Here is an 11,005-nt window from a genome sequence, read left to right as displayed (position 1 = left end):
GATGCCAAACTCTCAGGTAACCAAAAGACCAGTTCCAGGGCAAAAGCCAAATTGCGCTATATAAAAAATAATTTTGCGGCCAATCTGGAAAAGTATGAAAAACAGCAAGCTATTCTGGGAAAAAGAAACAGTTATAGTAAAACCGATACTGATGCTACTTTTATGCGTATGAAAGAAGATCATATGCGCAACGGTCAGCTAAAGCCGGCTTACAATACACAGATATCCACCCAAAACCAGATTATTGTTCATTATACCATCCATCAAAATCCGACTGACACCAAAACATTAAAGCCTCACTTGGAGAATTTTGAACAGACTTATGGAAAAAAAATCTTTAAAAAGYTGGAAGAAATAACAGCTGATGCAGGTTACGGCAGTGAAGAGAACTATGATTATCTGGAAAAAAAGAARCTCAAAGCTCTGGAAGAAATAACAGCTGATGCAGGTTACGGCAGTGAAGAGAACTATGATTATCTGGAAAAAAAGAARCTCAAAGCTTTTGTGAAATACAAYACTTTTGAAAAGGAACAGGACCCGAACTATCAAAAGAAATACAAGGCTTTTAGYAAAGAGAATYTWTATTAYAATCAGCAAGAAGACTATTATGTATGCCCGATGGGACAAAAAATGCYCAAGACACATGAGAATCAGAAAAAGACAGCAGGCGGATATACCCAAACCTTATCCCATTACCAAGCTGCAAACTGCGAGGGCTGCCCCATGAAAGGTCAATGCTTTAAAGCCAAAGGAAACAGAAGCATCGAGAGAAACCACAATCTTGAAAGGCACAAAGAAAGAACAAGGGAATTACTCCTTAGTCAAACAGGAATACAAAGAAGAAAACAGCGCTCTGCCGATGTGGAACCTGTATTTGCYCAACTCAAGCATNCAAGACACATGAGAATCAGAAAAAGACAGCAGGCGGATATACCCAAACCTTATCCCATTACCAAGCTGCAAACTGCGAGGGCTGCCCCATGAAAGGTCAATGCTTTAAAGCCAAAGGAAACAGAAGCATCGAGAGAAACCACAATCTTGAAAGGCAYAAAGAAAGAACAAGGGAATTACTCCTTAGTSAAACAGGAATACAAAGAAGAAAACAGCGCTCTGCCGATGTGGAACCTGTATTTGCYCAACTCAAGCATAATAACRGATTTAGACGTTTTTCTTTAAAAGGRCTTCAAAAAGTAGAATTAGAGTTCGGATTAATGGCTTTAGGACATAACTTAAGAAAGAAAATTGCAGCATAAGGGCAATTTTTGCCTCTCCTTAAAATCAAAACATTAAAAACCACAATGGACAACAAATAAAAAACCGCCTCAAATTTTGTTTTGAGACGGCTTCTTCTAAGGGCAATTTTTGCCTCTCCTTAAAATCAAAACATTAAAAACCACAATGGACAACAAATAAAAAACCGCCTCAAATTTTGTTTTGAGACGGCTTCTTCTTTTTATACAAGCTTTCTAATACTCATTGCAATTCCGGTATGAATTCCTTCGTGATAATTATTGAAATCCAGGGCACCATTAATATTCTTCAGAGTGTAACCCATACTAGTGGTATATTCCGTGTAGGTTTGAAAAATGCCATCAGCTAAATCTTTCTGAACCTGCTCTAAAGTTGTTGAAAGCAAGGTTCTGATTTCATCTACTTCTGCTTGCGAAATATCACCTTCGGGTTTGGTTCCTTTTCTGTATTTGTTTATAAACTCTTCGGAAACCATCATTGGCAAACCCGATAATTTATAAACTAAAACTTGTTGCGTAGACACACAATGTGCTATATTCCAAATTAAATTATTACCAAATCCGGCTGGGATTTTGTTTAACTGTTCTAATGAATGATGGTCTAAAATCTTCAAAAGAATTTCTCTAATGGTTTTTTGTACTTCAAAAACTGAATTCATAGTTATAATTTTTTTCTAAAATTAGGCATTTTTAAGTTTCAAATGAATTTTCTTTGTAGTCACTAAATTTAAAAATCATGAACAAAATATATTACTTAGCTTCTTGCGACACGTGTAGAAAAATTATAAAAGGTTTACCGGCGAATCATAATCTGGAGTTTCATGATATTAGACAAAATCCGATTACTGAAGCGGAATTGGAAGAAATGCACAAGCTTGCGGGAAGTTATGAAGCGTTATTCAGCAAAAAAGCACAGTTGTACAAGTCGATGGATTTAAAAAACAAATCACTGACTGAAGCTGATTTTAAAAAATACATTCTGGAACATTACACTTTTTTGAGCCGTCCGGTTTTTATTATTGATGGTAAAATTTATATTGGCAATAGTCAGCCGGTTACTTTACAAGCTATGAAAGCTTTAGAAAAATAATACCTGAAATTTCTTAAAGAATCGGGATTTGCGTTAGGGATAGAAGTGGAAATCCTTTTTTTGAGCTTTTTCTGCTCAAAAAAAGATTGGAGCGTATAGCCCGACCGAAGGGAACGCCCAAAACTAAATCTTACTCTAAAAAGTTAACCACAAATTATAATTTATAATAAATTGAATTAGACAAATTCATTTCAAATTAATTTGTGAAGTTTAAACGTTTCAAATTTGTGAAATTTGCGGTAAAAAAAGCATAAACCCTTTCTGCTGTTCACAGATTACCATTTTACCACTCAACACAGCAAACTTTTAATTATCTTTGCGCCTTTATACTCAATTATATGATACAATCTATGACAGGGTTTGGCAAAGCTTCTTTGCAATTGCCTACAAAAAAAATTACGGTCGAAGTAAAATCCTTAAATAGTAAAGGTTTAGATTTAAACGTAAGAATGCCTTCTCTTTATCGCGAGATGGAATTAGGTTTAAGAACTCAAATCTCTACAAAACTGGAAAGAGGAAAAATTGATTTCGGAATTTACATTGAAAGTACTTCTGAACAAACTTCGACAAAAGTAAATGTTCCTGTTGTAAAAAATTACATCGCACAACTTAAAGAAGTTTACCCTGATGCCGATGAAACGGAATTGATGAAAATGGCCGTTCGTATGCCAGATACATTAAAAACAGAACGCGAAGAAATCGATGAAAACGATTGGGACCAAATTCAGGTTATCATTGAAGAAGCTTTACAAAACATCTTAAGTTTTAGAAAAGACGAAGGTGAATCGCTTGAAAAAGAATTCAATCTTCGAATTGGAAATATCCGTCAATATATGGACGACGCTTTGGCACTTGATCCGGAAAGAGTTCAGGCTATAAAAGACCGTTTGCAAACTGCCATTTCTGAATTACAAGTGAATGTGGATGAAAATCGTTTCGAACAGGAATTGATTTATTATCTGGAAAAACTTGATATTACCGAAGAAAAAGTACGTTTAACAAATCACTTAGACTATTTCTTAGAAACCATTAAAGGTACTGAAGCTAATGGTCGTAAATTAGGTTTCATTACTCAGGAAATGGGTCGCGAGATTAATACCATGGGATCAAAATCAAATCATGCACAAATGCAGAAATTGGTGGTGATGATGAAGGATGAGTTGGAGAAGATTAAGGAACAGGTTTTAAATGTGTTGTAAAAAGCTATAAGCAATAAGCTTTAAGCTATAGGCAAAATCAAAGACTTCAAATAAAAAAGCTTAAGGCCAATTGCCTAAAGCCTAAAGCATACCATAATGAACAAAGGAAAATTAATTGTTTTCTCAGCACCTTCGGGATCAGGCAAAACAACTATAGTAAGACATTTACTGGGGAAAGAAGATTTAAATTTAGAATTTTCAATCTCAGCGGCTTCACGCGACCCACGCGGAGAAGAAGAACACGGAAAAGATTATTATTTTATTTCGTTAGAGCAATTCAAAAAACACATTAAAGGAGAAGATTTTCTGGAATGGGAAGAAGTATACCGCGATAACTTTTACGGTACTTTAAAAGCAGAAATCGAAAGAATCTGGGCTTTAGGAAAAAACGTGATTTTTGACATTGATGTTGCCGGCGGATTGCGTATTAAACATAAATTTCCGGAACAAACTTTAGCCGTTTTCGTAAAACCACCAAGTGTTGATGAACTAAAACGCCGCTTAAAACAACGTTCTACCGAAAGTGATGACAAAATCAATATGCGAATTGCAAAAGCTTCTGTAGAATTGGCGACGGCTCCGCAATTTGATACGATCATCAAAAACTACGATTTAGATACTGCCAAAGAAGAAGCTTATCAGTTAGTGAAAGACTTTGTAAATAAATAAGTTATTAGTCCTTAGTTGTTAGTCCTTAGTCTGAGAAGAAATTAAATTATAAGATTTACATGAGTGGCATTAAATCGTACAAAGAATTATTTATTTGGCAAAAAGGAATAAAAATAGTTGTTCTAGTTTATAAACTCACAAAGAGTTTTCCTAAAGAAGAAATATACGCCTTAACAAGTCAATTAAAAAGGGCGAGCGTATCCATTCCTTCAAATATTGCAGAAGGCTTTGGACGTCAAACCGATAAATCATTTAACCACTTTTTGAATATTTCCAGAGGTTCTCTGAATGAAATAGAAACACAATTAATTATTGCAAAAGAATTAGAATTTATTTCTGACGATAATCTATTTAATGAGATTATGTTTTTGATTGAAGAAGAAAGCAAAATGATAAGTGCTTTTTGTAAAAATCTTAAAGACTAAGAACTAAGGACTAAGAACTAAGTACTCTAAAAAATGAAAATAGGTCTTTATTTCGGAACGTATAATCCCATTCATGTTGGTCATTTGATTATTGCCAATCATATGGCTGAATTTGCCGATTTAGATCAGGTTTGGATGGTGGTTACTCCTCATAATCCGCTAAAAAAGAAAGCTACTTTATTAGACGATCATCAGCGACTTGAAATGGTTTATCTGGCAACAGAAGATTATCCAAAGATAAAACCTTCAGATATTGAGTTTAAATTGCCTCAGCCGAACTACACAGTAAATACTCTGGTTCATTTGCAGGAGAAATATCCAAATAATGAATTCTCCTTGATTATGGGCGAAGATAATTTGAAAACGCTTCACAAATGGAAAAACTACGAAGTGATTTTGGATCATTATGATATTTATGTTTACCCACGCATTTCTGAAGAAGCTGAAAATATTGAATTAAAATCGCATCCAAAAGTTCATATTATTGATGCGCCGGTTGTAGAGATTTCTTCGACCTTTATTAGAAACAACATTAAAAAAGGAAAAAATATTCAACCACTTTTACCTCCTAAGGTTTGGGAGTATATTGATCACAATAATTTTTATAAGAAATAAAAAAAGTCTGAATTTTAAAAAATTCAGGCTTTTTTGTTTTTATGCTTCAATGCTTATCTCGATTTTAACTCGCGCTCTAATCTCAGTCAGCGATTGATCTATTAAAAGTTTTCCATCTCTGAAAACTTCTTTCAGTTCTCCTTGTCTTTCTTCCTCCCAGGAAACATTATCAGTTAAATGATAAACTCCATCAACTAAATCAATTTTCATCAATCCTTTAGCCGATTTTTTAGTTCCGTCATCTGTAATTGGATCTTTAAAAATAGCCCTTCCTTCTCCGTCTACTTCTCCGTAAGTTGCTTTCATCGCAAATCCGAAAGTATCTCTGGTATTATATTGATAGGTAAAAGAACCAATTCCTAAAACAACATTTGTTGACGCAAAACCTTTTTCTTTTAATCTCTCGCCTATTTGAGTCGCTCTGGCAACGGTAATGCTGTCGCCATAAATAGCCCCAATTTGAGGAATAAGCTCTTTATATCCTTTTTCGTTAACAGAACCGCCAAAAATATCCCAAAGCAGTTCAATTACACCTTTCTTTTCATTCTCATTCTTTCCGTTTGGATTACCACAAATAATATCAACCGGATCGCCACTATCAGGACGAATTACAACTTTGCCTTCTCTGGCAATAATATCTTCTCTTAATTTAGGCAAATAATCGGTTAAAACTTTCCATAAATCCCAGGTATCAGAGACTATTGAAACAATTCCTTTTGGATAAACTTCTGTAATTAATCTTTTAAAAGTTTCACATTCGCCCTCTGTAGTTCCCATACACATTACAGAATGTTCTGTTGCAGCAACTGAGCCTGCGATTAATTCTGTATCTGAATTGGCATTATAATATTCTTCGAAAAAATCAATTGCCGGAATCGTATCAGAACCTGTAAAACTTAGTAAATGTCCAGCTGCAGATGTTACTGCTGCTTCAATTCCGCCCATTCCTCTCATCGAAAAATCATGTCCCTGCCAATTTACAAAATCAGGCACAGAAGAAGTTTCTTCGGCATATTTATCTAATACTTTTCTATACTCTTTTGCAATTGTTGCAGAGTTACAAGGCAGCCAAATCACGGCAGAAAGCAAAGTTTCAAAGTAATTAGTCAACCAGAAAAACTCCGGAATCGTATTGTACATTGTAAACATTGGCACTCTCAAAGGCACACTTGCTCCTTCTGGCAAAGCTTTAAAAACCATCGGAATATATCCTAAATCATGTAAATCTTCGATATGTTTGGTTCCAACCTGATTTTCCCCTAAATAATTATTGATTCTTCGGGCATATTTTTTAACTACTTCTTCTTTTGGCTGTTTGAAAAAATAAGCATCAAAATCATGAATGATATATTTTTTAATGAAATATTGCAATCCGAAAAACACAACTTCATCAAGACCTTCAATTCTTGATTTTCTGGGTGTCCAGTTAGAATATACTAATGTAGTATTGTCTGGATATTGTCTTCTGTGGTCAACTTTGTAACCATCTGTTAATAATAATGGGTTCATATATTTTCTTCGTTAATTTTTTAATCATTAATTTCTTTGTTCTTCGGTTGTATAAAGCCTTTAAATCCAATGAATATCACCAAAAACTAATATTCGTTTCATGATATAAATTCGATATATTTCGCAGGAACTTCATCTGTCAGCCAAACATTATTCTCAGATAAATAAAATTTAAACCCGTCTTGATGCATTGCGCCGCTTCTAACAGTTAAGATTTGAGCAGAACCACGCCTGCTTCCAACTTTTATTGCAGTTTCCTCGTCTTTGCTCAAATGCACATGCTGACGGTTCATTTTTTGTAAACCTTCTTTTTTAATGTTTTCTAAAAACTTACCTACGGTTCCGTGATATAAAAACTCCGAAGGTTCTGCTTCATTCAGGTTTAATTCAACTGAAATGGAATGTCCCTGACTTGCTCTGATTTTTGTTTTATCTTCATTAAAAGCAAAACGCTTTTTATCATTGTTTTCTACTACATAATCTAAAAGTTCAACAGTCATTTCATTTTGACTTTCTTTTTTATTGCATTTTTCAATTAATTCTTCAACATCTGTCCAACCATTTTCGTCTAATTTTAATCCGATGGTTTCTGGTGAATGCCTAAGAACCAAACTCAGGAACTTGCTTACGCTTTTTGCTGTTTTTTCATTCATTGATTTTTAATCTTTTAACTTTAATGATAATCGTTCGCACAAATCATCAATATCATTTTTTCTTGCTAATCCAGTAATCCATTTTTGAGGAATACTGTCCATTCCGTAATAAATCCCTGCAAGACCACCAGTTATAGCTGCCGTTGTATCGGTATCTCCCCCTAAATTCACTGCTTTTAAAACAGTTTCTTCATAAGTATTCGAATTCAAGAAACACCATAAACTCGCTTCTAAACTATGCAGAACATAACCGGATGATTCAATTTCATTTTCTGGATATTTAGCTATATTGTTTTTTAAAATCCTATTAAACAACTGAATTTCAACAGGATTAAATTTCTTATCACTTAAAAAATCAGAAATAATATTTTGCATATTCTTATAAGCAGTTATTTTATCAATGTCTTTTAAAATTTCTAAGCAATAAATAACATAAATGAAGCAAGCAAATACTGATCTAAAATGCGCGTGAGTAATAGATGACACTTTTTTTACCTTCTTGTAAATAGCCTCAACATCCCTTTCTTTATGCAGATAAAAAACTAAAGGAAGAATTCTCATTAGAGAACCATTGCCGTTATCTTCCTCAAAGAAATTACCTGAGTGTTTTGCTGATTCTCCTTTTAAAACTCTTACCAAAGAATGCCTTGTGGTTCCTCCAATATCAAACACTTTATGATGAGCTCCCCAATATCCTTCTTCCATCCATTTCACAAAAGTTATTGCCATATCTTCTATATCAAAATCTTTGCATAAACTTTCGGCAGTACAAAAAGCCAAGGAACTATCATCACTAAATGTTCCAGGTGGCTGATGCCAACACATAAAACCCATCATATCCTGAACAGGATTGTTTCTTAAATAATCTCTGGTTTTAAACTCTACCGGAACGCCTAAAGCGTCACCAATAGCTACTCCAAACAATCCAGATTTGACTCTATATTCAAATTCATTATTTATTAAATCAGTATAAATTTTCAAATTTTCATCATCATAACAAACAAATATGATTTTTTCTAATTGTTCTTTCTGTTCAAAAATATTAATCGAATGAAGTGCAATTTCTGCTGCCAAAACTTTAGGAAACTTATAAATGCCGGTACTTATATTTGGAAAGGCTATTGTCTTAATATTATTTCTAACCGCTAATTCCAGAACACTTAAATAACAGCTTTGCAGTAATTCCTCTTCAAGGCTTTTACCGTTATTCCAAACCGGACCAACGGTATGAATTACATGTTTTGAAGGCAAATTACCTGCTGTTGTTATGACAGCATTCCCAACATTACATCCTCCTTGTTTGTTTCGAATTTGGATACATTCGTCCAAAATTGCTTTACCGCCTTTTCTGTGAATTGCGCCATCAACACCTCCGCCTCCAAGTAACGAAGTATTTGCTGCATTTACAATTGCATCAACTTGAATTTCTGTTATATCAGCTTTGAGAATTTCTATTTCCATAATCCAAACTATTTCAATTCATCCCTAACTTCCATCAAAGCAAAACCCAAAAGATTCAAACCTTTCCATTTCTCGGGATTCATAACATCTTTATCATCACTGGCCATACCAATTCCCCAAATTGGGTCAACCGGACTGGCTTCTACTAAAACGCGATCATTTGTATTGATTAAAAATTCTTTTAAATCAGCATTTTGACTGAATTTATGATAATTACCTTGTTTTACAATTTCAAATCGATTCGCTAACCAAAGTTTATCATCGTAATTTTTTACTTCACGACCTAACTTTTTGGCTTCGGCTGGAGAATTCGATTCAATAATTTTCTCCAAAACTTCATTGTCATTAAACAATGCTGCTTTTTTCGCCATCATCCAGTGTTCTGCTGTTTTGTATGTTATGCCTTCAACTTCAAAAGAGCTTAACCACCATTGACTGAAACAGGTTTTAGAAATGCTTCCGTCTTTATTTGGCTGGTGTCCCCAGAAAAATAAAAACTTACTTTCCGGAGCTATATCTTCTATTTTATATTTCATATAATTGATCTAATGTGATTTGAACGACCTTTTCACCTTCAAAATCTTTAAAAGAATTGGTTGTAAAAATTTTATCAAAACAATCCAAAACTTCAAAACCTTTATTGAAAATTCCGTGACTTACCGCTAAGTATAATTTTCCGGCGTTTTTCTTTTTTAATTCTTCAGCTAAACCAACAAAAGTTCCTCCTCCGTCGCAAATGTCATCTACAATTAAGCAATCCATTCCGTTTAAATCGTCTTCATAAACTTTAAAACCAGATAATCTTCCGGTTTTTACATCACGGCTTTTACTGCATTCTACCACATCAACGCCTCCTAAAAATTCAGAAACTTTATAGATTTTTTTTAATGCACCACCATCAGGAGAAATTAATTTTATGCTTTCTCCAACTACTTTAAGGACTTCCTGAATAAAAGTATGATTCGGGATCACTTCGCAATTATTCACTAAAGCCGGAGTTACCTCAGAATGTGCATCAAAAACAAAAACGTTATTTAATTGAAGTGCGTTAATAATATCTGCATAAACCTTAACAGAAAGCGCTTCTCCTTTTATCATTACACGATCTTGTCTGGCAGCCGGGAAATACGGAATAAAAAGATCGATAACTTTAACATCCATTCTTCGTAAAGCATCTACTGTTATACACAATAAACCCAAATCATTAAATGAATTTAACCTATGTGTAATAGTAACTTTTTGAGCAGCATTAAAATTTGGATCAATTTTGATGTGTGGCTCACCGCCGGAAAAAGTAAAACTTTGAAAATTGATTTGTTCCTGATTAAGAATCGGAGTGAATTTTGGGTCTAGGTTAAGTATCATAGTTTTTTATTTTGCGTTAATTATACGCAAATGTAGATTATTATTTTTAATAAACAATTTATTTTGTGTACAATTTACGCAAACTTTATTTCAAAGTGATAACCATTTTCAATTAAAGAATTGTACTTCAGCTTATTGAACTTAAATAATTTTGCCGGTCGGCCACTTTTTATTGGAGAGAAATGTTCTGTTTCTTCTAAAAAACCATAACTAAGAATCTTCTTTCTGAAATTTCGTCGGTCAATTTCTTTCTCCAATATAGTACAATAAAGATTTTCAAGATCCGAAAACAGAAATTCTTCCGGAAGCAAATCGAACCCAATTGGTTCGTAAGTAAGTTTTGCTTTTAGTCTTGTGATTGCTTTTTCGATTATTAAATTATGATCAAAAGCCAAACGAGGAATAGAATCAATTTGACACCACTGTACCCGATCAGCATCGGTATCAGCTTTTATTTCCAGATTTGAAGCGTCAACCAAAGCATAATAAGCAACAGAAATAACACGATTTCTTGAATCCCTGAAAACATCATCACCAAATGTGTAAAGCTGTTCCATAAAAGTCAACTGAACATTTGTCTCTTCATGTAATTCCCGAATTACAGCATCATTCAACGATTCATCATTTTTTACTAAACCTCCCGGGACAGCCCAATATTTCTCTGCAGAACCAAATTGCTGCTCTATTAAAAGAACGTACAAACTGTTGTTTTTATAACCAAAAACAATGGCATCAACAGCAATTCTAATATTTTGAAAATTTTCCATAT

General features: G+C 33.8%; 13 protein-coding genes and 1 pseudogene. 7 read left to right on the top strand and 7 right to left on the bottom strand.

Going from position 1 to position 11,005, the window contains the following annotated elements; translation table 11 throughout:
- Positions 1-51 precede the first annotated feature (51 nt).
- Together ASC72_RS24770 and ASC72_RS24765 are read left to right on the top strand one after the other, a co-directional pair.
- Positions 52-891: pseudogene (locus ASC72_RS24770) on the top strand (transposase); the annotation flags it as partial.
- A gap of 1 nt (position 892) precedes the next feature.
- A partial coding sequence (locus tag ASC72_RS24765; RefSeq protein WP_206743205.1) for a transposase occupies positions 893-1,253 on the top strand: 361 nt, incomplete at its 5' end.
- Positions 1,254-1,453: 200 nt separating this feature from the next.
- On the opposite strand, the gene ASC72_RS05640 is transcribed toward ASC72_RS24765, so the two are convergent.
- Entirely contained in the window at positions 1,454-1,909 is a 456-nt protein-coding gene (locus tag ASC72_RS05640; RefSeq protein WP_056188130.1) for a DinB family protein, read from the bottom strand.
- A 77-nt stretch (positions 1,910-1,986) separates the two neighbouring features.
- Here ASC72_RS05640 and ASC72_RS05635 point away from each other — a divergent pair, with 77 nt between their 5' ends.
- The 5 genes from ASC72_RS05635 to nadD all read left to right on the top strand — a co-directional run bounded on the left by ASC72_RS05635 (position 1,987) and on the right by nadD (position 5,248).
- Positions 1,987-2,340 (top strand): arsenate reductase family protein, encoded by a 354-nt coding sequence (locus ASC72_RS05635; RefSeq protein ID WP_026983658.1) that lies wholly within the window; start codon positions 1,987-1,989, stop codon positions 2,338-2,340.
- 338 nt (positions 2,341-2,678) lie between these two features.
- On the top strand, positions 2,679-3,539 hold the full coding sequence (locus ASC72_RS05630) for a YicC/YloC family endoribonuclease (RefSeq protein ID WP_056188127.1): 861 nt from the start codon (positions 2,679-2,681) through the stop codon (positions 3,537-3,539).
- Positions 3,540-3,635: 96 nt separating this feature from the next.
- The gene (gene gmk / locus ASC72_RS05625; RefSeq protein WP_056188123.1) at positions 3,636-4,208 is read left to right on the top strand and encodes a guanylate kinase; all 573 of its coding nucleotides are present in this window, start codon (positions 3,636-3,638) and stop codon (positions 4,206-4,208) included.
- A 59-nt stretch (positions 4,209-4,267) separates the two neighbouring features.
- A complete protein-coding gene (locus ASC72_RS05620) occupies positions 4,268-4,633 on the top strand; it encodes a four helix bundle protein (RefSeq protein WP_056188121.1) in 366 nt (121 codons plus the stop codon).
- A 33-nt stretch (positions 4,634-4,666) separates the two neighbouring features.
- Positions 4,667-5,248 (top strand): nicotinate (nicotinamide) nucleotide adenylyltransferase, encoded by a 582-nt coding sequence (gene nadD / locus ASC72_RS05615; RefSeq protein ID WP_056188119.1) that lies wholly within the window; start codon positions 4,667-4,669, stop codon positions 5,246-5,248.
- Positions 5,249-5,287: 39 nt separating this feature from the next.
- Here the strand turns inward: nadD and ASC72_RS05610 are convergent, their stop codons facing one another.
- The 6 genes from ASC72_RS05610 to ASC72_RS05585 form a co-directional block, all read right to left on the bottom strand.
- Positions 5,288-6,757 (bottom strand): nicotinate phosphoribosyltransferase, encoded by a 1,470-nt coding sequence (locus ASC72_RS05610; RefSeq protein WP_056188117.1) that lies wholly within the window; start codon positions 6,755-6,757, stop codon positions 5,288-5,290.
- A gap of 98 nt (positions 6,758-6,855) precedes the next feature.
- Positions 6,856-7,410: an RNA 2'-phosphotransferase gene (locus ASC72_RS05605; RefSeq protein WP_056188114.1), complete on the bottom strand. Its 555-nt coding sequence runs from the start codon at positions 7,408-7,410 to the stop codon at positions 6,856-6,858.
- Positions 7,411-7,416: 6 nt separating this feature from the next.
- Positions 7,417-8,871, bottom strand: coding sequence for an O-acetyl-ADP-ribose deacetylase (locus ASC72_RS24760; RefSeq protein ID WP_082564244.1), 1,455 nt, complete (start codon positions 8,869-8,871; stop codon positions 7,417-7,419).
- An 8-nt stretch (positions 8,872-8,879) separates the two neighbouring features.
- A complete protein-coding gene (locus ASC72_RS05595; protein ID WP_056188112.1) occupies positions 8,880-9,407 on the bottom strand; it encodes an NADAR family protein in 528 nt (175 codons plus the stop codon).
- Positions 9,397-10,236 (bottom strand): ribose-phosphate diphosphokinase, encoded by an 840-nt coding sequence (gene prs / locus ASC72_RS05590; RefSeq protein WP_056188108.1) that lies wholly within the window; start codon positions 10,234-10,236, stop codon positions 9,397-9,399. Before prs ends, ASC72_RS05595 begins: the two co-directional genes overlap by 11 nt.
- A gap of 74 nt (positions 10,237-10,310) precedes the next feature.
- The gene (locus ASC72_RS05585; protein WP_056188105.1) at positions 10,311-11,003 is read right to left on the bottom strand and encodes an NUDIX domain-containing protein; all 693 of its coding nucleotides are present in this window, start codon (positions 11,001-11,003) and stop codon (positions 10,311-10,313) included.
- Positions 11,004-11,005 lie beyond the last annotated feature (2 nt).

This window comes from Flavobacterium sp. Root420 (genome assembly GCF_001427905.1).
Taxonomy (GTDB): Bacteria; Bacteroidota; Bacteroidia; order Flavobacteriales; family Flavobacteriaceae; genus Flavobacterium.
Note: the sequence above shows the minus strand (reverse complement) of the source record. Positions and strands in the feature narration are given on the sequence as shown.

Bases quoted from the DNA above. Each gene is read 5' to 3' on its own strand.
- ASC72_RS05640 (WP_056188130.1), bottom strand. From the start codon at position 1,909: ATGAATTCAGTTTTTGAAGTACAAAAAACCATTAGAGAAATTCTTTTG.
- ASC72_RS05635 (WP_026983658.1), top strand. From the start codon at position 1,987: ATGAACAAAATATATTACTTAGCTTCTTGCGACACGTGTAGAAAAATT.
- ASC72_RS05630 (WP_056188127.1), top strand. From the start codon at position 2,679: ATGATACAATCTATGACAGGGTTTGGCAAAGCTTCTTTGCAATTGCCT.
- gmk (WP_056188123.1), top strand. From the start codon at position 3,636: ATGAACAAAGGAAAATTAATTGTTTTCTCAGCACCTTCGGGATCAGGC.
- ASC72_RS05620 (WP_056188121.1), top strand. From the start codon at position 4,268: ATGAGTGGCATTAAATCGTACAAAGAATTATTTATTTGGCAAAAAGGA.
- nadD (WP_056188119.1), top strand. From the start codon at position 4,667: ATGAAAATAGGTCTTTATTTCGGAACGTATAATCCCATTCATGTTGGT.
- ASC72_RS05610 (WP_056188117.1), bottom strand. From the start codon at position 6,757: ATGAACCCATTATTATTAACAGATGGTTACAAAGTTGACCACAGAAGA.
- ASC72_RS05605 (WP_056188114.1), bottom strand. From the start codon at position 7,410: ATGAATGAAAAAACAGCAAAAAGCGTAAGCAAGTTCCTGAGTTTGGTT.
- ASC72_RS24760 (WP_082564244.1), bottom strand. From the start codon at position 8,871: ATGGAAATAGAAATTCTCAAAGCTGATATAACAGAAATTCAAGTTGAT.
- ASC72_RS05595 (WP_056188112.1), bottom strand. From the start codon at position 9,407: ATGAAATATAAAATAGAAGATATAGCTCCGGAAAGTAAGTTTTTATTT.
- prs (WP_056188108.1), bottom strand. From the start codon at position 10,236: ATGATACTTAACCTAGACCCAAAATTCACTCCGATTCTTAATCAGGAA.
- ASC72_RS05585 (WP_056188105.1), bottom strand. From the start codon at position 11,003: ATGGAAAATTTTCAAAATATTAGAATTGCTGTTGATGCCATTGTTTTT.